14 protein-coding genes are annotated in these 18,625 nt (G+C 69.5%); 8 read left to right on the forward strand and 6 right to left on the reverse strand.

Translation table 11 applies throughout. From position 1 onward, the window contains the following. Positions 1 to 24: 24 nt before the first annotated feature. From G3N61_RS05125 to G3N61_RS05145, 5 genes are all read right to left on the reverse strand, one after another. Positions 25 to 732 (reverse strand): MgtC/SapB family protein, encoded by a 708-nt coding sequence (locus tag G3N61_RS05125; protein ID WP_011354660.1) that lies wholly within the window; start codon positions 730 to 732, stop codon positions 25 to 27. 305 nt (positions 733 to 1,037) lie between these two features. Continuing rightward, on the reverse strand, positions 1,038 to 2,582 hold the full coding sequence (locus G3N61_RS05130) for a TolC family protein (protein ID WP_205821767.1): 1,545 nt from the start codon (positions 2,580 to 2,582) through the stop codon (positions 1,038 to 1,040). Beyond that, positions 2,569 to 4,722, reverse strand: a complete 2,154-nt coding sequence (locus G3N61_RS05135) for an FUSC family protein (RefSeq protein WP_205821768.1) — start codon at positions 4,720 to 4,722, stop codon at positions 2,569 to 2,571. The genes G3N61_RS05130 and G3N61_RS05135 overlap by 14 nt, the downstream gene beginning before the upstream one ends. Then, positions 4,703 to 5,752, reverse strand: coding sequence for a multidrug transporter subunit MdtN (gene mdtN / locus G3N61_RS05140; RefSeq protein WP_043177437.1), 1,050 nt, complete (start codon positions 5,750 to 5,752; stop codon positions 4,703 to 4,705). Before mdtN ends, G3N61_RS05135 begins: the two co-directional genes overlap by 20 nt. Next, positions 5,749 to 6,042, reverse strand: coding sequence for a hypothetical protein (locus tag G3N61_RS05145; RefSeq protein ID WP_205821769.1), 294 nt, complete (start codon positions 6,040 to 6,042; stop codon positions 5,749 to 5,751). Before G3N61_RS05145 ends, mdtN begins: the two co-directional genes overlap by 4 nt. 839 nt (positions 6,043 to 6,881) lie before the next feature. Here G3N61_RS05145 and G3N61_RS05150 point away from each other — a divergent pair. After that, positions 6,882 to 8,030, forward strand: coding sequence for a metallophosphoesterase (locus tag G3N61_RS05150; RefSeq protein ID WP_043177426.1), 1,149 nt, complete (start codon positions 6,882 to 6,884; stop codon positions 8,028 to 8,030). A gap of 84 nt (positions 8,031 to 8,114) precedes the next feature. Here G3N61_RS05150 and G3N61_RS05155 read toward each other — a convergent pair whose 3' ends face one another. Then, positions 8,115 to 8,702 (reverse strand): malonic semialdehyde reductase, encoded by a 588-nt coding sequence (locus tag G3N61_RS05155; protein WP_205821770.1) that lies wholly within the window; start codon positions 8,700 to 8,702, stop codon positions 8,115 to 8,117. A 237-nt stretch (positions 8,703 to 8,939) separates the two neighbouring features. On the opposite strand from G3N61_RS05155, the gene G3N61_RS05160 reads away from it, so the two are divergent. The 7 genes from G3N61_RS05160 to G3N61_RS05190 all read left to right on the forward strand — a co-directional run bounded on the left by G3N61_RS05160 (position 8,940) and on the right by G3N61_RS05190 (position 18,411). Beyond that, entirely contained in the window at positions 8,940 to 9,545 is a 606-nt protein-coding gene (locus G3N61_RS05160) for an alpha-ketoglutarate-dependent dioxygenase AlkB (RefSeq protein WP_205821771.1), read from the forward strand. A gap of 341 nt (positions 9,546 to 9,886) precedes the next feature. Continuing rightward, positions 9,887 to 10,093 (forward strand): hypothetical protein, encoded by a 207-nt coding sequence (locus G3N61_RS05165; protein WP_043177420.1) that lies wholly within the window; start codon positions 9,887 to 9,889, stop codon positions 10,091 to 10,093. A 307-nt stretch (positions 10,094 to 10,400) separates the two neighbouring features. Beyond that, on the forward strand, positions 10,401 to 10,832 hold the full coding sequence (gene gspI / locus G3N61_RS05170) for a type II secretion system minor pseudopilin GspI (RefSeq protein WP_043179123.1): 432 nt from the start codon (positions 10,401 to 10,403) through the stop codon (positions 10,830 to 10,832). Next, positions 10,816 to 11,478: a prepilin-type N-terminal cleavage/methylation domain-containing protein gene (locus G3N61_RS05175; RefSeq protein ID WP_089452494.1), complete on the forward strand. Its 663-nt coding sequence runs from the start codon at positions 10,816 to 10,818 to the stop codon at positions 11,476 to 11,478. Before gspI ends, G3N61_RS05175 begins: the two co-directional genes overlap by 17 nt. A 182-nt stretch (positions 11,479 to 11,660) precedes the next feature. Beyond that, positions 11,661 to 13,889: a tetratricopeptide repeat protein gene (locus G3N61_RS05180; RefSeq protein ID WP_346778550.1), complete on the forward strand. Its 2,229-nt coding sequence runs from the start codon at positions 11,661 to 11,663 to the stop codon at positions 13,887 to 13,889. Between the two features lie 41 nt (positions 13,890 to 13,930). After that, positions 13,931 to 16,174, forward strand: a complete 2,244-nt coding sequence (locus G3N61_RS05185) for a tetratricopeptide repeat protein (RefSeq protein WP_205821772.1) — start codon at positions 13,931 to 13,933, stop codon at positions 16,172 to 16,174. Continuing rightward, complete coding sequence (locus G3N61_RS05190) at positions 16,171 to 18,411, forward strand: tetratricopeptide repeat protein (protein WP_241017587.1); 2,241 nt, start codon at positions 16,171 to 16,173, stop codon at positions 18,409 to 18,411. Before G3N61_RS05185 ends, G3N61_RS05190 begins: the two co-directional genes overlap by 4 nt. The last annotated feature ends 214 nt before the right edge of the window (positions 18,412 to 18,625 follow it).

The raw sequence follows: 18,625 nt of genomic DNA on the forward strand, positions 1-18,625 counted from the left end.
GAAACGCGGCTGCCGCCAGGCCGCTCACTCCATCATCGGCTCCGCTTCCTTCGCGGTCCAGCTCACGCTGGAAATGCTCTTCTCCATGCTCATCCGGCTCGCGATCTGCTCGAGCTTCTGCTGATCCTTCGGATGCAGCTTCAGGGTCGCGGTCACCTTCAGCCGGTCCGGCTGGTCGGGCACGTCCTCGCTCGTGAGGCTCTGGAACGACAGCGGCTTCGCGTACATCGAGTTCGACAGCAGCGTGCGGATGTGCACTTCGTCGGAGGCCAGGCAGATCACGGTGATCTGGTATTCGCGCACGAGATCGGCGTTTGATACCGGCGTCGCGTTGATCGCCTGGCTGACGCTGCGCAGCAGCGTATTGGTCAGCAGCACGACGCCGGTGCCGGCGAGCGCCGGCACGTAATGGCCGGAACCGGACAGCACGCCGACGGCGGCCGAGCACCACAGCGTCGCGGCGGTGTTGATGCCCTGGATCGAGCCCTTGTCGCGCATGATCACGCCGCCGCCGAGGAAGCCGACGCCCGACACGACGTACGCGGCGATCTGCGTGACGCCCGCGACGCCGTTGCCGGTCAGCACGCCGAGCGTGACGAACAGGCACGCGCCGCTCGCGACGAGCGTGATCGTGCGTAGGCCGGCCGTGCGCTGGCGCATCTGGCGTTCGATGCCGATGGCGACGCCGCAGGCGAACGCGGTGAAAAGACGGAGTGCGAAATCGAAAGTCATGGTTGTCCTGCCGTGCAAGGAGCGCGTGCCGTTTCGCGTCGCTGCGGCGCAATGCCGAAGGCGACGCGAAGATAGCCGTCATCGCGCGGTACTGTACCGCGCGAATGCGTCATTCAGTGTGAAACGGTAGGCGTGCGGCTCGCGGAACGCGAGCCGGGCAGGAGAACTGCGTCGGACAGGCGTTCAGGCGGCAAGCGGCGCACGCAACGGAGTGCTGCAACTGTCCACGATGGTTCCTGAAGGAAGATTGGCCGGCATTCTAGTGGGCGGCGAGCGCATGCGTCAACCGCCTCGCGGCGGTTGCGCTACTGCGCCGAGCCGATCGTCCCCGTCGCGAGCGCGAGTGCGGCAGCGGCGGAGAGCGCACCGGCGTAGCTGTCGACCTCCGCGTTGCGGGCCGCGAGCAACTGGCTTTGCGCGATCGTCGCGTCGGTGACCGAACCGACACCGTTCCGGTACGCGGTGAGCGCCGCGTCGTAGCTCGTCTGCGCGGCATCGACGAGCGCCGTCGCGGCGTCGTGCGACGCCAGGCTCGTCTGCACCGCGTTCTGCGCGGCCACGACCTGGCGGACGGCTTCCTCCTTGGTTCGCGTGAGTCGCGCGGAGGCACTTTCCGCATCGTTGCGCGCCTGCATCAGCACGGCCGAGCGCAGGCCGCCGTCGTACAGCGGGATCGTCACGCCGAGGAACACGCCGCCGCCGTAGCGGCTGCCGTTCAGGTTGACGGTCGGTGCCTGGTCGCCGATCGCGGGCAGCGCGGAGATGGACGTGCCGCCGCTCGCGTACGACGTCGATGCGGACAGGAAGATCTTCGGCATGAACGCGGCTTCCGCGGCCTTGATCTTCGCGCGATTGGCCTTTTCAAGCGCGAACGCGCCCTGCAGGTCGGGGCGGCGCGCGATCGCATCCGACACGATCGCATCGACCGACGAGCCGAGCGCGGGCGGCAGCGGCCGCTTCGGCAGCCCGGCGATGGTCGGCTTCGACAGCGGCGAGATGCCGAGCGCGGAAACGAGGGCGAGGTAGCTGTCGCTCTCCGCGCCGTTCGCCTGCACGAGCGCGAGGTTCGCCTGCGCGCGGTTCTGCGTCGCCTGCGCAAGCTCGACGACCGTGCCGACGCCATGCTTGAGCCGCGCGCGGGAGGCTGCGAGGATCGCGTCCGCGTTCGCGAGGCCCTGCTGGGCGCTGAGGGCGCGCGAGCGCGCGGCTTCGTAGCGGTAGTACGCGACGGTCACGTCGTGGATCACCTGCTGGTGCACGGCCGTGAACGCGACGTTCGACGCGATCGACGCCTGCTCGGCCGCTTCGACGCGCGCCGCGCGGCCGCCGAAATCGAACAGCAGCCATTGCAGCGACAGCGCCGAGATGGTGCCGTGCACGGTGGAGTTGCTCGACGAGTCGCCGAGGAACGACGACGTCGAGCCGTGGTTGGCCTGGTACCCGCCCATGGCCGTCGCGGACAGCTTCGGCAGGTAGGCGGTCTTGGCCAGGCCGACCGCGAGCGCGGCGTTGCGCGCGTCGTTCCACGCGATGCGGGTCAGCGGGTTCGCCGACTCGGCGAGATCGATCAGCTCGGGCAGCGTGTACGCGTGCGCGGCATCGAGCGCGGCCGGCGGCGGGACCGACGCGAGCGCCGGCGACGCGGGCAGCGTGTAGTCGTGCGCACCTTGCGCGGACGCGCGCGGCGGGCCCGGCACGATGTCGCCTGCGGCCGACGTTTGCGGCTGCCACGGGCGGTCGGACGCCTCCGGCGCCAGATCGATCGACGACGTCGCGCAGCCGGCCAGCGCGACGGCGGTCGCGAGGGCGGCGGCGGCGATCGAGGCGGCCGGCGGTTCAGGTAGGCGCATGGGGGGCAGGCTCCTTCGGTGTGGCTTGACGAGCGGCATCGGCGATGTGCGCGAGCCGCGTGTCGATCAGGTTCAGCAACGCGTCGCGTGCGGGGTCGATGGGGGCGGTGCCTGGCGGGTTGGCCGGCGGCGCGGGCGAATCTGCCGGGCGCACGGTTTCGTTGTCGCGCGGTTCGGTCACGCGGGCGAGCTGCTCGCCGATCGCCGCATCGCCGGGCTTGCGTTCGGCCAGCAGGAACAGCGGGCCTTCGAGTGCGCCGAGTTCCGCAAGCGCGCGCCGTCGCGTGGCGAGCCATGTGGCGGCCGGTCGTACCCATGACGGTTCGTAGTGGATCAGCCCGAGTTCCTGCGCGATCGCGCCGTGGCGGGCGAACGCCTCGGCCGCGAGCGCGCGCCGCTCGGCCGGCTGCGTGATCTGCACGAGGCGCCGCCACTGGTCGATCAGCGCCGCGAGCCCGGCGTCGATCTGCTTGCCGATGCTGACGGGCCAGATGCGCGTGAACACGAGATACACGACCACGTTGCCGAGCAGGATGCCGATCGTGCGATCGCGCGCGATCGTCAGGTCGAAGCCGGGGCCGGCGCCCTGGATCACGCACAGGAAAAACGCGAACGCGATCTGGAAGCCGGCATACGCGATGCGCGGCGAGCCGAACGCGACCCACGCGGCGAGCCACCCGCCGGCGAACACCAGTGCCATCAGGTGGCCGACCGACGTTAGCGACGGCACGACGAAGACGAGTGCCGCGGTGCCGAGCAGCGCGCCGACCATGCAGCCGAGAATCCGCAGCGTGAGCTTCTCGACCGTCTCGGCCGTCGAGCCGAGCGACACGATGTAGCAGGTGACCACGCACGTATGGATGCCCGACCAGTCGAGCTGCGAATACAGCAGGTAGCAGAAGATCGCCGCGGCGGTCGTCTTCAGCGCGTAGCGGATGTGGTCGGGATTGGTGCGGGCGTCGGGCAGGAAGAAGCCGCCGCGCGGCGCGGGGGGCGGGGCGGCTTTGGGGGCGGCTGTGGGCGCATCGTGTGCCCTTGCCGAAGCTGCCGAAGCTGCCGAAGCTGCCGAAGCTGCCGAAGCTGCCGAAGCTGCCGAAGCTGCCGAAGCTGCCGAAGCTGCCGAAGCTGCCGAAGCTGCCGAAGCTGCCGAAGCGACATTGGCCGTTGCGGCCGGTTCCGCGAAGTGCGTGATCGCCGCACGGAGATCCGTCGCGGCGACGCGCGCGAGCGGCGGCAGCGCGTCGATCGGCGGCAGCGCGAGCGTCACGTCGACCGGGTAGCCGCCTTGTTCGAGGATGTCGGCCATCTCGTCGAGCGTCGCGGCGATCGGTGCGGCGACCGCATCGGGCAGCCGCGCGTCCGGTTCGCGATCGGCCAGCGCGACGCCGACCAGCAGCGCGGTGCTCGATGCCACGGCCTGCCGCAATGCCGCGAAATCGGCGGCGGACGACGAGCCTTCGAGTTTCGACAGCTTGAGCCACGTGAGCAACTGCTTGTCGCCTTCGTGCAGGCAGGCATCGAATCCATCGCGCGCGGTATCGTCGCCGCGCAGCCGCTGCGCGGCGAGCCGCAGGCGCTTCGTGAGCTGCGCGTGCGCGAGCTTGCGCGGCGACGGCGCGATCAGCAGGTTGACGACGATCGCGACACCGACCGGGATCGCGATCGTCAGCCAGATGTACAGCAGCGCGCGTGTCGCGGCTTCGCCGAACGGTGCGAGGCCGAGCTGGTCGAGCCCGAAGCCGACGATCATCGCGAGGATCGCGCCGACCGGGCGCAGCTTGCTGGCCGACGTCAGGTACAGGAGGCCGACCGACAGCACGGCCATGCACGCGACCCGCAGGATCGAATAGTCGATGCTGAAGATCGCGACGCCGAGCACGAGCCCGATCACGATCGTGACGATCAGCAGCAGCGCGGCCGCGAGCACGATGCTCGTCACGCGATCGGCGCGGATCATGAAGAACACGACGTACGCGGACAGCGCGGCTTCGGGCGTGCCGTAGGCGGCCGTCACGAGCGCGGTCAGCGCGCAGATCAGCGCGACCCGCACGGCAATCGATGCGCGTCCCGGAAACGGCGCGAGCAGTCGCAGGACTTCGCGCGGGCCCGGCGAGCGAACTTCAGCGGCAGGCAGTGCCATGCCGGACCTCGACGATCGCGCTGGCGCCGACGCGCACGAGCTTGCCGTCGGGTTCGTCGAGCTTCACGCGCACGGGGAAGCGCTGCGAGACGTGCACCCAGTTCACCGAACGCTGCACGATCGGCAGTGTGCGCGGCAGGTTGATACGGTCGCTGTCCGCAATGCCCGCACCGATGCCGACGACCTTGCCCGTCAGCGGGCGGCTGCGGTCGATCATCGAATAGACGGTCGCGCAGTCGCCGACCTCGATGCGACTCAGCGACGTCTCGCGGAAGTTGCCGACGGCGAACCATTCGCTCGCGTCGATCAGCGTGAAGATCGACTGGTTCGGCGCCAGGGTTTCGCCGGCGAGTACCGTCAGGCCAGTGACCAGGCCGTCGTGCGGCGCGCGCACGACGGTGTCGTCGAGCGCGTGCTGCGCGCGAGCCAGCGCGGCCTCGCGCGCATGCAGCGTCGCGATCGCGTCGGCCTCGTCGCCGATCGTCTGCGCGGACGCGCGCTGTTGTTCCTGCGCCTGCGCGAGCGACACGGCCGCGTCGCGCTGGCGGACCTTCGCCTGGTCGAACTGCTGCGCGCTGACGTAGCCCTGCGCGGCGAGCGGGGCGAGCCGGTTCACGTCGCGCATCGCAAGGTCGTGGTTCTGCGTCGCGCGCTTGACCTGCTCGGCGGCCACGGCCGCGTTCGAGCGCTCGCCGATCAGCGAGCGGCGGCGCGTGTCGAGCGATGCGCGCGCGAGCTCGAGGTCGGCCTGCGCCTGCGCAACCGTCAGCCGGTACGGGACGGGATCGATGACATACAGCAGGTCGCCCTTCGCGACGCGCTGGTTTTCATGCACCGCGAGCTGCACGATGCGGCCGCCGACCGGCGACGCGACATGCACGACGTCCGCGTCGATCGACGCGTCGTCGGTGGACGGGTAGGCCGTCGTGCGGTGATACGCATACGCGAGCGCCGCGATGCCGAGCGCGATGATCGCGAATGCGATCACGCGGCCTTTGATGGAGGGGCGGGCGGTGCCGGCGGCTTTCATGCGAACGGTCCCGTACCGGTGAGCCAGACGATCACGGCGACCACGAGCCCGATCGCGGTGCAGACGGCAAGCTGGTAGGGCACCGTGGTGGCCCAGCCGGTCGCGACGAACACGCGGTGCGCGACGATCGCGCCGACGACGCCGACGATCGCACTGACGAGCCAAAGCGGGAAATACGCGCCGAACAGGACGTACGACGGTGCGCCGCGCGATGCGCAGCCCGCGAGCGGCAGGGCAGGCGCGAGGACGGCGGCGACGCGCAAGGGCGCGCGCGGCGTTGTTTTTCTCATGGTGTGACGAGCTCGACGTTGGGGGGGGATGCCGGGCGCGGCGCAATGCGGATCGTCGCCGCGACGACGATTCCGGGATACGGAGCCGATAATAAATCAGTGCGATGCGGATCGCCAGCCATCCTCCCGGTACACCGTGGGGGGGCGTTGCCGGTCGGGGGGCGAGTCCACATGTCCGGTGTCGCGTTTCGGCAACCGGGACCGGATCGCCGCGATTCTGCCAGTGCCGGCTCGCGTAGGGTTGCTAACGGACTGTAAAGGATCGTCAGACGAACGAAGGGTCGCTGAATTTGCTGTGTCGGCAGCGCGGAATCGGTGCGGAAACAGGCGATTGCCGCTCGAGCGCACGGGAATTCCGTCGGTTCCGGTTTGGGGAGGCCGGGGGGCGATGTTGACGAGCAGGTCGACGGGATTGCGTGCGAAGCGCGGCAGCGCGGCGGCGCGTTTCGCCGATGCAGACCTGCAGCGGGCGTGCGGCCCGAGTCGTTGGCGAAGGCGACGACGCGCAGCGCCTGCGGGCAAGACGCGGTCGTTCGCGTCGATCGTCTTGCCGGCCGTGCCGACGTGGCCGGCCTGGATGTGCAAGCGCAACATATGCTGCATGTCGCGAACGGGGCGCTTCAGGCAATCGTCGATCGCGCTCGCTTCGGGCCGCCTGATGCAGCCGCGGTCGAGTGCTACGGCGAACGGGACCGAAGCCAGGCCGGCGACCGGTCGCCGCAGCCGCGATCTGTGTACCATCGTACGGATGGCGCGACGCGCGGCACGAACCGTGACGGTCTCGTGCGACACGCGGCGCGGAAGCGGTAAAGCGGTATCGCAACGAAGGTGAACGTTCCATGCGAAGTTTCTTTGTCCGGTTCATTGCAATCGGCGTGCTGTTCCATCTGTACGTCGGGATGCGGATCATTCCCGATGCGTTCGCGTCGCCGGTCGCGCGCACGATCGCGGCGCTCGTGCTGGCGAGCTTCGTCGTGCTGATCCCGGTCGGCATGTTCTCGCGCCGCTTCGACGAAGGCTGGGCCGCGACGCTGGCCGGCTGGGCCGGCTCGCTCGTGATGGGCTTCTTCTCGTCGCTGCTCCTGCTGACGTTCCTCCGCGAATTCGTGCTGCTCGCCGTGTTCGGCTGGCGGCATCTCGGGCACGACGGCGCGTGGCCCGGCGTGGCGACTGACACGGCGCTCGGCGTGCTGGCCGGTGCGGTGTTCGTCACGGTGATCGGGTTCGTCGGCGCGCGCCGCACCGCGGCGGTCAAGCGCGTGTCGATCCCGGTCGCGGGGCTGCCGGCCGGGCTCGACGGGCTGACGATCGTGCAGCTGTCCGACATCCACGTCGGGCCGACGATCAAGCGGCCCTATGTCGAACGGATCGTGCGCGCGGTCAATGCGCTCGATGCCGACCTCGTCGTCGTGACGGGCGACGTGGTCGACGGCTCGGTCAAGCGCCTGCGCGAGCACACGGCGCCGCTCGGCCGCATGCAGTCGCGGCACGGCAGCTTCCTGGTGACGGGCAACCACGAGTATTACGCGGGCGCGCATGCGTGGATCGACGAGTTCCGGCGCATCGGGCTGACCGTGCTGCTCAACGAGCACGTGCTGATCGAGCGTGACGGCGCGCGCGCGGTGCTCGCGGGTGTAACCGATTTCACGGCGGGCGGGTTCGATCCCGCCCATCGCAGCGACCCCGCGCAGGCGCTGGCGGGCGCGCCGCACGATGTCGGCACGAAGATCCTGCTTGCGCACCAGCCGCGTAGCGCGGATGCGGCGAACCGCGCCGGCTTTACCGTGCAGTTGTCGGGGCACACGCACGGCGGCCAGTTCCTGCCGTGGCCGCCGTTCGTGCGGTTGCAGCAGCCGGTGATCGGCGGGCTGAGCCGCTTCGGCGATCTGTGGCTCTATACGAGCCGCGGCACCGGATACTGGGGGCCGCCGAACCGCTTCGGCGTGCCGTCGGAGATCACGCTGATCCGGCTGACGCGGGGCGGGTAGGGCACGTTTCCACGTCGGGATAAGCTCATTCGTGGGGCCGGTGCGAGCCATTCATCAACGGGCACCGGCCCTGGCCAGCGGCCGTCACTCGATGCGGGCGATGTCGTCGAAGTTGAAGCGCGGGCTGCGCGGGAACAGGCGGGCCGGATCGCCGTAGCCGAGATTCACGAGGAAGTTGCTCCTGATCGCGGTGCCCGCGAAGAACGCGGCATCGACCTTCGCGCCGTCGAAGCCGGACATCGGGCCCGCGTCGAGGCCGAGGGCGCGCGCGGCCAGGATCAGGTAGGCGCCTTGCAGCGACGAATTGCGGAACGCGGTGGCCTCGATCAGCGCATCGTTGCCGGCGAACCAGCTGCGTGCGTCGGCGTGCGGGAACAGGCGTGGCAGGTGCTCGTGGAATGCCATGTCCATGCCGACGATCACGGTGACGGGCGCGGCCATCGTCTTCGCGAGATTGCCTGCGGACAGCGCGGGCTTCAGGCGTGCCTTCGCTTCGGGCGACTTGACGAACACGAAGCGCGCGGGGCTCGCGTTCGCCGACGTCGGGCCGAATTTCGCCAGGTCGATCAGCCGGTGCAGCAGCGCGTCGTCGACGGGTTTGTCCTGCCACGCGTTGTGCGTGCGCGCGGTGAGAAACAGTTGATCGAGGGCGGCGTCGGACAGCGTCGTCATGATGGGATCCGGAAGGCAAGCGGCCGGATCGCGCCGGCCGGCAGGGCGGAGGAGAGAAAGCGGCACCCCTCGGCAAGGCGGGCCGCGACACGCCGCGATGATAGCGTGATGCGCGAACGCACATCGCCGGGCGCGGGGCGCGGCGGTTTCCTTCCATCCGCGAATGACAGCGCATGGCAGTGTGCGACGCCGTTGGCTAGTATGCAGGCATGCACTGTTCGCTCCGTTCCTTTCGACATGTCGACGCCCGATTTCTTCGCTGACACGCCCGCCCCCGACGTGGACTGGTATCCGGACTGGCTGGCGCCGCCCGACGCCGACCGCGCGCTGGCCGCGCTGATCGGCGAGGTCGCGTGGCAGCAGGACACGATCCGCACGCCGCGCGGACGCATTCCGTTGCCGCGGCTCACCGCCTGGCAGGGCGAGCCGGATGCCGTCTACGTGTATTCGGGGATCCGCAACGTGCCGGCGCCGTGGACGCCGGCCGTGCTCGACCTGAAGCGCGCGGTCGAGGCGACGTGCGGCGCGCGTTTCAACAGCGTGCTGCTCAATCGCTACCGCAACGGGCAGGACAGCCTCGGCTGGCATGCGGACAACGAGCCCGAGCTGGGCGACGCGCCGGTGATCGCGTCGGTGAGCCTCGGCGCGATGCGCGTGTTCGACCTGCGCCATCGCAAGACCGGCGTCACGCATGCGTATCGCCTCGCGCATGGCAGCCTGCTCGTGATGCGCGGGCGCACGCAGGCCGAATGGCAGCATCGCGTGCCGAAGGCGCCGGGCGTGCAGGGCGAACGCGTGAACCTGACGTTCCGGCGCGTGATGCCGGTCGATACGGGCCGATAGCAACCGTCGTCGCCGAGATGCCCCGGAGCGACGGGCGATTCGCGCCCCGTTTTTGCGACTCATGGGCGATCGATGCAGGCAAGCGGTCGAATGTGCGGCACGTTGCCGCACGAACGCTGATCCGTGCGCTCTGAACCGGCGCTGAGCCCCGTCCCATAAGGGTTTCATGAAAATTTCATCGACCGACCGGTACCGATAGATGAGTGAAACCTCTGATGGTGCGTCGCAACAATCATTGACTAGACTGTCGAATGGCAAAAGCGCGTCGCATCCCGACGCGATCCTTTCGACATGCCCCACGCGTCGCCGATGCGGTGCGCAAGGGGGCAGGAGCAAAACGCGTGACCGTATTCGACCCTTCCTTCGAACCCTCGCTGCACGTCTTTGAACAAGACGGCGGATGGCAATGGGCGCTGACGGTGAGGCGGGCGACCGGCGTCGGCGTGAAAGTCGTTGCGTTCAGCCGGGAAGGCTTTCGCGGCGAAGCCGAGGCCTATGCCGCCGGCCAGCTTGCCCGCGCCGAGTATGACGACGCCGTGACGGCCTGACGCCGTCGCGTCGATCCCGCCCGAGGATCGCCCTCATCGTTCACCGCCCGCCGCCGGGTGGTTTTTTCCCGATCGTTTTCAGTTTTCAGGCCGCCCGTCGCGCGGCAGCGCGTGCCGCGTGCACCTGCGCCTGCGCGTCTGTCCGCCCGGGCCGGTCGCGCCCAAATGGTCCGTACCATTCGACACGTGTGTGCCATACGTCGCGCTTAACGTCCTCGCACGGCGTCCGTCGCGCCGGCGATGCGGTCTTGCGCCGCGGTTCGAACGCCGGACGCCGGACGACGACCTCTCGACAAGAATGCAGGTCATGTGCGACGACAGAACCGACTACAACCGCCATGCGCGCGGCGGATCGCGCACGGCGCGGGCGCCGGAACGGGGATTCACGCTGATCGAGGTGCTGATCGCGCTGGCGATCGTCGCGGTCGCGCTGGGCGCGGTGATGCGTGCGATCGGCGCGCTCGCGTCGGATACCGACATGGCGCGCATGCGCCTGCTCGCGTTGTGGAGCGCCGACAATGCGCTGGGCGAGATCCGCATCGCGTCCACCTGGCCGTCCGTCGGCACGAACACGTTTGCGTGTCCGCAAGGCCGCTACCGGTTCGTGTGTCGCCAGTCGGTGGCCGCGTTGCCGAGCCCGCTGGTGCGGCGCGTGACGGTGAGCGTGTATCCGTCTGCGTCGAGCCGCAACGTGCTCGCCGAAGTCGTCACGGTGATCCAGAATGAAGCGCGCCGCTGAACCGCGCGCGGCGGCGCGTGCCCGCGGCTTCACGCTGATTGAAATGCTGGTCGCGATCGCGCTGCTCGCCGTGATCGCGCTGCTGTCGTGGCGCGGCCTCGATGCGACGATCCGCGGCCGCGACGATATCGCGTCGAATCTGGCGCAAACGCGTCTGCTCGGCCGTTACTTCTCGCAACTGCAGTTCGACCTCGTGAACCTCGTGACGGCCGACGAAGTGTTCGGCCCGCCGCTGCGCATCCACCCGGGGGAACTCGTGATGGTGCGCCATCTCGGCGTCGGCGGCGGGCCGACGCAGATGCAGGTCGTGCGCTACCAGCTCGACGGGCGCGCACTCGTGCGCAGCGCGTCGCAGCCGCTTGCGTCGCTCGCCGAAGTCGACGACGCGCTGCATCACATGGATGCATTCGCGCGCGTGGTGGTCAGCAATGATGCGCGCTCAATGCAGCTTTCCGTGTGGATTCCGCCCGGCGGATGGACGACGAGCCAGGCCGCCATCGAACAGTCCTATGCGCAGTTTCTCGCGCAGCACGGGATCAGCAACTCGACGTCGATCGGCGCGCCGGTGCCGCGCGGGGTCCGCTTCTCGGTGACGATGGGCGCGCCGGCCGTCGAATACGTGCGGACGATCCCGATCGGCCAGTGAACGCGCGATGCCGTCCAGCGCGCGCGGCCAGGCCCCGAAAGCCGTTCCGTCCCCCGGGCAAAATGGTCCGTAACTTTCGTCATACGTCTGTTATTGGCCGTCCGTTAGTCTCGTCACGAGCATGACCGCCGCGACCGGTTCCATCGACCGGTTCAGCGGCGGCATCGGCAAACGGGAAGGGGGTGAACGTGACGGTCGAGCACCGGCATGATGCACACGCGGGCGCGTCGGGACACGACGCGCGCGGGCAACGGCAATCGGCGGCGATTCTGGGCCGCGCACAACAGTGGCACGGCGCCGGTCGCTTCGTCGACGCGGCACGGGAATATCTCGCGGTGCTCGCGAAGGAACCCGATCATCCGCAGGCGCTGCATCTGTACGGCGTGCTGCAATTCCAGTGCGGCGCGGCCGATCAGGCCGAAGCGCTGCTGCGCCAGTCGATCGCGATCGAACCGGACGTGCGCGCGCTGTCGGACCTCGGTGCGATCGTCGGCGAACGCGGCCGCATCGACGAGGCGCTCGGCCATTTCGCGACCGCGCTGCAAGCGGCACCCGACGATGTGCAGACGCTCGTGCGTCGTGGCAACACGTTGATCGGCCTGCACCGCTACGACGACGCGCTTGCGTCGTTCGACCGTGCGCTCGCGGTGTCGCCGCTCGTGCTCGACGCGCTCTGCAATCGTGGTGGCGCGCTGCGCGCGCTCGGCCGCTTCGACGATGCGCTCGACACATACGACCGCGCACTGATGGTCGATCCGCATTCGTTCGAGTCGTGGTTCAACCGCGGACTGGTGCTGCGCGCGTTGCGGCGTGCGGCCGATGCACTGCATTGCTTCGATCGTGCGAACGCGATCCGGCCGGGTGTCGCCGCGATCATGGCCGAGCGTGGCCGCACGCTCGCCGAACTCGACCGTCCCAACGAAGCGCTGGCCGCGTTCAACGAGGCGATTGCGGCCGATCCCGCGCGGCTCGACGTACTCTGCGACAGCGCGGCCGTGCTCGAGCGGCTCGGCCGCGCAGACGAAGCGCTCGAGCGTTGCGAACGGGCGCTGGCGCTCGATCCGGATCATGTCCGCACGCTCGCGAGCCGCGGTAATGCGCTGCTGGCGCTCGAACGTCACGACGACGCGCTCGATAGCTACGAACGGGCGCTCGCCATCGATCCGCGCTCGCCCGACACGCTGTGCAATCGCGGTACCGTGCTGCGCGACCAGCAGCGCTTCGACGCAGCGCTTGCCAGCTACGACGCGGCGCTGGCGCTCGACGCGCGTTTCGCCGAAGCGTGGACGAACCGCGGCAACGTGTTGCAGGACCTGCACCGATACGACGAAGCGATTGCGTCTCTCGATCGCGCGCTCGCGCTGCGTCCCGATCTCGCGACGAGCTGGCTGGCCCGCGGCAACCTGTTTGCCGGGATGGGGAGGGTGGGCGACGCATTCAGCGCCTACGATCGCGCGCTCGCGTTGCAACCCGACTTCACCGCCGCGCATTGCGCACGTGCAGTGCTGCATCTGACGGAAGGCGATTTCGCACGCGGCTGGCGCGGGTACGAATGGCGGCTGCGCGATACGTCGCTCGCGCAGCATGCGCGGCCGTTCGTGCAGCCGGTGTGGCGCGGCGACGAACCGCTCGACGGCAAGACGATCCTGATCCACGCGGAACCGGGCATCGACGACACGCTGCAGTTCTGCCGCTATATCCCGCTCGTCGCCGCGCGGGGCGCACGCGTGGTGCTCGAGGTGCAGCCGTCGTTGCGCGCGCTGATGGCGTCGCTCACCGGCGTGGCCCACGTGATCGCGCGTGGCGAGCCGCTGCCGGCCTTCGACTGCCATGTGCCGCTGCCGAGCCTGCCGCATGCGTTTCGCACCGACATGGACACCATTCCGCGCACCGCCGCGTACCTGCATGCGGATCCGCAGCGCACGCGCCAGTGGGACACGCTGCTCGGTGTACGGCGCAGGCCGCGTATCGGGCTCGCGTGGGCGAGCGAATCGGCACGACGACACGACGCCGGCCGGTCGATCGATTTCGCGAGCCTCGCGCCGCTGTTCGATCTCGACGTCGACTGGATCAGCCTGCAGAAACCGGTGCATGAGCGCGACGCCGCGCGGCTGGCGGATGTGCCGGTCTGCCGCGTCGACGACGAACTCGGCGATTTCGCAGACAGGGCTGCGTTGATCGGCACGCTGGATCTCGTGATCGCGACCGATTCCGCGGTCGCGCATCTGGCGGGCGCGCTGGGCGCGCGCGTCTGGGTGCTGCTGCCCGACCCGCCGGCGTGGCGCTGGATGCGCACGCGTGACGACAGCCCGTGGTATCCGTCCGCGCGGCTGTTTCGCCAGCCGGCACCCGGCAACTGGGCCGATGCGATCGACGCGGTGCGTGCCGCGCTCGAGCCGATGACACGTTAGACACGATACGCGATACGAACAGTGACAGTGGGGGCCACACGATGACACCGAACGGGGAAGGGATGACATTGGCGAGCGCGCAGGTCGCGCCGGATCGCCGCCCACCCGACACCATGCAGCTCGAGCGGCTGCTCGTGCGCGCGCGCAAGGCGCATCACGAGGGCGCGCTGCAGCATGCGGAGAACGCCTACGCTGAACTGCTGGCGCTCGATCCCGAGCATCCGGAGGCACTGCACCTGCTCGGCGCGGTGCGTTTCCAGCAGGGGCGGCTCGACGATGCCGAGCCGCTGATGCGGCGCTCGGTCGAGCGCCAGCCGGTGCCGCTTGCGCTCGCGAACTACTCGGCCGTGCTGGCCGGTCTCGGACGCGAGCACGATGCGCTGGCGCGGCTCGACGAGGCGCTCGCGATCAATCCCGTGCATCAGCGCGTGCTGTTTCAGCGAGCCGGGCTGCTCGCGCAACTCGCGCGGTACGACGAAGCGTGCGCGGTCTACGATCGCCTGCTCGAACTGACGCCCGGTTTCGCCGACGGCTACGTGAAACGCAGCGACATGCTGCGCGCGCTCGGCCGCTTCGACGGCGCGCTCGCCGATTGCGATCGCGCGATCGCGCTTGCGGGGCGGACGTTCGATGCGATGCGCGCACGCGGGCTCGCATTGCGTGAACTTGGCCGCTTCCGCGACGCTGCGGACAGCTATGGTCACGCGCTGGCACTGCGGCCAGGCAGCGCCGACGCGCTATTTCTGCGTGGCGTCGCGTATCTCGACCTGCATGACCCCGAGCACGCGCTGGCGGATTTCAATGCGGCGATTGCGGCGAGCCCGACGTTCGTCGATGCGATCTTCAACAGCTCGATCGCGCTCGAACAGCTCGGCCGGCACGACGAGGCGCTGATGCGTTGCGACCGCGCGCTCGCGATCGACCCGCGCCATGCGCGCTCGCTCGCCAATCGCGGCAATGCGGCGAGCCACCTGGGCCGCGTCGCGGAGGCGGTCGACAGCTATGCGCGAGCACTCGAGGTCGAGCCGGGCAGCACGGGCGTGCTGTGCAACTACGCGAGCGCGCTGATGCAGGTGGCTCGTCACGACGATGCGCACACCATGTGCGACCGCGCGCTGGCGATCGATCCGCACTATGCGCCCGCGTCGTTCACGCGTGCACGCGTCCGGCTCGAAACGCATCGCTACGACGACGCGCTCGACGATCTCGCCCGCGTGATCGCCGCGACGCCGCGCGACAAGCTCGCGCACTTCCATCGCGGTAGCGCGTTGCGCGCGCTGCGGCGGCACGAGGATGCGCTGCGCGCGTATGCGGAAGCGATCGACATCGATCCGGACTATGCGCACGCGCACTGCATGCGCGCGTTCCTGTGCCTGTCGATCGGCGATTTCGAGGCCGGCTGGGCCGAATACGAATGGCGCTGGCGCGACAGCCAGCTCGACGGCAGCCGGCGCGACTTCGCGCAGCCGCGCTGGACGCACGGGATGCCGCTCGACGGGCAGACGATCCTGCTGTATCCGGAGCAGGGGCTCGGCGACACGCTGCAGTTCTGCCGCTACGTGCCGCTTGTGAAGGCGCTCGGCGCGCGCGTCGTGGTCGAGGCGCCCGTCGAGCTGAAGGCGCTGTTCGCCACGCTTGACGGTGTCGACGTGCTCGTCGCGCGCGGCGACCCGCTGCCGCCGTTCGACCTGCATTGCCCTTTGCTGAGTCTGCCACTCGAATTCCGCACCGACCTGTCGTCGATCCCCGCGCATGTGCCGTATCTGCGCGCCGATCCGGTGCGGGTCGAGCACTGGCGCGCGCGTCTGGGCGCGAGTGACCGGCCGCGCATCGGTCTCGTCTGGTCAGGCAATCCGCTGCACCTGAACGACCGCAATCGCTCGATCACGCTCGCCGACCTGTTGCCGCTGCTCGACGACCGCTACGAATGGATCAGCCTGCAGAAGGTGGTCCGCGACGAAGACCGTCCGACGCTCGATGCGAGCCCGATCCGCTTCGTCGGCGACGCGCTGACGGATTTCGCGGAAACGGCCGCGTTGACCGAGGCAATGGATGCGGTGATCAGCGTCGATACGTCGGTCGCGCACCTGGCCGGCGCGCTCGGCCGGCCGCTCGCGGTGATGTTGCCGCATACGCCCGATTTCCGCTGGCTGCTCGATCGCGACGACAGCCCGTGGTATCCCGGCGCGCGACTGTTCCGGCAGCCGGAAGGCGGGCAGTGGGCGCCGGTCGTCGAGCGAATCCGCGAGGCGTTGCCGGCGCTGGTGACGGGAGCGTCGCGATGAGCATGGCGCAGGCACCGGCGTTCGGCGCGGGTGCCGTGCCGCTGCGGGCCGCGGTCGACGACGCGCTGCGCAACGCGCGCCTGAAACTCGAGCAACACGACTTCGCCGGGGCGGGGCGGCTCTACGAGGGCGTGCTGGCGATGATGCCCGACCACGTCGAGGCGTTGCATCTGCTCGGGTGCGCGCATCTTCTGCGCGGTGAGCCCGCGCGTGCGGAGCCGCTGATTGCGCGTTCGATGCAGCTTGGACTGAACCAGCCGTGGAACTTCGCGAATCATGCCGCAGCGTTGACCGGCGCGGGCCGTCATCGTGAAGCGCTCGACGCCGCCGCGCAGGCGCTCGCGCGCGATCCCGGCCATGCGCCGGCGTACGCGGCGCGCGGCGACGCGCTGCATGCGCTCGGCCGGCATGGTGAAGCAGTTGGCGCCTACGATCTTGCGCTGACGCGCGAGCCGGGACGCGCGGTGTCGTGGGTCCGGCGCGGCGAGGCATTGCGCGCGATCGGCCGGCCCGCCGATGCATTGATCAGCATCGAGCGCGCGCTGCGCATCGATCCGGACGACCCGGCCGCGCTCGCTGAACGCGGCCATGCCTTGCGTGCGCTCGGTCGCGGCGAAGAGGCGCTGCATTGCTTTCAGCTCGCGATGGTGGTGCGCGGCAAGATACCTGATCTCGTCTACGCGTGCGGCTATGTGCTGATCGAGCTGGGGCGTCCGGCCGAAGCGCTGGCGTGTCTGGACGAAGCGCTCGCGCGGATGCCGGACGACATGCAACTGCTGTTCGTGAGTTGTGTCGCGCTCGACCTGCTGCATTTGCGCGACGAGTTGCTCAAGCGCAGCGACCGGCTGCTGGCGCGCGACCGCGACAACGTCGGCGCGTGGGTCGGCCGCGGCAACGCGCTGCTCGGGCTGAGGCGACACGAGGAAGCCGCGCACGCATACGGCGAAGCCCTCGCGCGAGCGCCGGCGGATTTCGATGCGCTGCGCAACCGGGCCGGCGCGCTGCGGGCGTACGGTGCGTTCGACGAAGCGCTCGCGCATTACGATCGTGCGCTCGAAGCACGCGGTCCGCACGCGGAAGTGCTGTGCAATCGCGCGATCGCGCTGCAACTGCTCGGCCGCTATGACGACGCGCTCGCGAGTTATGCGGCCGCCGCCGGCGCGCCGGGCCGCACGGCGCAGGAGATCTATACGCGCGCGGTGGCACGGCAGCAACTCGGCGACCATGAAGCCGCGCTGGTCGATTTCGCGCTGGCGTGCGGGCGCGACCCGAATCACGGCGTCGCGCGCCGGTCCGAGGCGTTCTGCCGCCTGGTGCTGGGCGACTTCGACGCCGGCTGGCGGCAGCACGAAGCGCGCTGGGATGCTGCCGACGTGACGCTGCATCGGCGTCATGCGGACCGTCCGCAATGGACGGGCGACGACCCGCTCGCGGGCCGCACGCTGCTGCTGCATGCGGAGCAAGGCTTCGGCGACACGCTGCAGTTCTGCCGCTACGCGAGTCTCGCGCACGCGCGCGGCGCGACCGTGCTGATCGACGCGCCGGCGCCACTGGCCGAACTGCTGGGCACGCTGCGCGGCGTGAGCCGCGTCGTCGCCGACGGGCAGCCGGCACCGACGTTCGATTTCCATTGCCCGATGATGAGCCTGCCGTTCGCGTTCCGGACGACGCTCGATACGGTGCCGTCCGACGTGCCGTACCTGCATGCCGACCCGCAACGGCGCGCCGCATGGATCGAACGACTCGACACGGTCGCCTGGCCGCAACGATTGCGCGTAGGGCTCACGTGGTCGGGCAATCCGGAGCATGCGAACGACGAAAACCGGTCGATGACGTTCGCCGCGCTCGCGCCGCTCGTCGCGCTCGATGCGACGTTCGTCAGTCTGCAGGTAGGCGTACGCCCGCGCGACGCCGACGCATTTGCGACAAGCGGCGTGCTGTCGTTCGAGGCCGAGCTGAAGGATTTCGCGGAAACGGCCGCGCTCGTCGACACGCTGGATCTGGTGATCGCAGTCGATACGTCGGTCGTGCACCTGGCCGGCGCGCTCGGGCGCCCCGTATGGGTGATGCTGCCGCGCGTACCGGATTGGCGCTGGCTGCTCGAACGCGACGACAGCCCGTGGTACCCGAGCGCGACACTGTTCCGGCAGGGGCTGCCCGGCGACTGGCCGGCGCTGGTTGGGCGTGTGACGGAGGCCCTCGCGGCCCGCATCCGCACGCACCGCGCAACCGCGTGACTGGCCGACTGTGACAAAAGCTACGGACCTTTCGCATGCGGCCCGAATGGTCCGTAACACCCGCCACGCCGCTGCCATCGGGCCTTCGTATGTTCTTGGGATTCCAGTGGCCGGGTTCGAACCCGGTTGCAACGACCCAGCGCGAAATCGGATCGGTGCCGCTTTCGGCGCGACCGTCGTCAAGCGCAATTTCATAGGATTCGGGGTGAAGAAT

The sequence above is a fragment of the Burkholderia sp. Ac-20349 genome (assembly GCF_017104865.1).
GTDB lineage: Bacteria > Pseudomonadota > Gammaproteobacteria > Burkholderiales > Burkholderiaceae > Burkholderia > Burkholderia aenigmatica.

What these genes read in the sequence shown, in the direction of transcription:
- G3N61_RS05125 (WP_011354660.1), bottom strand. Translation starts at nt 732, where the DNA reads ATGACTTTCGATTTCGCACTCCGTCTTTTCACCGCGTTCGCCTGCGGC.
- G3N61_RS05130 (WP_205821767.1), bottom strand. Translation starts at nt 2,582, where the DNA reads ATGCGCCTACCTGAACCGCCGGCCGCCTCGATCGCCGCCGCCGCCCTC.
- G3N61_RS05135 (WP_205821768.1), bottom strand. Translation starts at nt 4,722, where the DNA reads ATGGCACTGCCTGCCGCTGAAGTTCGCTCGCCGGGCCCGCGCGAAGTC.
- mdtN (WP_043177437.1), bottom strand. Translation starts at nt 5,752, where the DNA reads ATGAAAGCCGCCGGCACCGCCCGCCCCTCCATCAAAGGCCGCGTGATC.
- G3N61_RS05145 (WP_205821769.1), bottom strand. Translation starts at nt 6,042, where the DNA reads ATGAGAAAAACAACGCCGCGCGCGCCCTTGCGCGTCGCCGCCGTCCTC.
- G3N61_RS05150 (WP_043177426.1), top strand. Translation starts at nt 6,882, where the DNA reads ATGCGAAGTTTCTTTGTCCGGTTCATTGCAATCGGCGTGCTGTTCCAT.
- G3N61_RS05155 (WP_205821770.1), bottom strand. Translation starts at nt 8,702, where the DNA reads ATGACGACGCTGTCCGACGCCGCCCTCGATCAACTGTTTCTCACCGCG.
- G3N61_RS05160 (WP_205821771.1), top strand. Translation starts at nt 8,940, where the DNA reads ATGTCGACGCCCGATTTCTTCGCTGACACGCCCGCCCCCGACGTGGAC.
- gspI (WP_043179123.1), top strand. Translation starts at nt 10,401, where the DNA reads ATGTGCGACGACAGAACCGACTACAACCGCCATGCGCGCGGCGGATCG.
- G3N61_RS05175 (WP_089452494.1), top strand. Translation starts at nt 10,816, where the DNA reads ATGAAGCGCGCCGCTGAACCGCGCGCGGCGGCGCGTGCCCGCGGCTTC.
- G3N61_RS05185 (WP_205821772.1), top strand. Translation starts at nt 13,931, where the DNA reads ATGACACCGAACGGGGAAGGGATGACATTGGCGAGCGCGCAGGTCGCG.
- G3N61_RS05190 (WP_241017587.1), top strand. Translation starts at nt 16,171, where the DNA reads ATGAGCATGGCGCAGGCACCGGCGTTCGGCGCGGGTGCCGTGCCGCTG.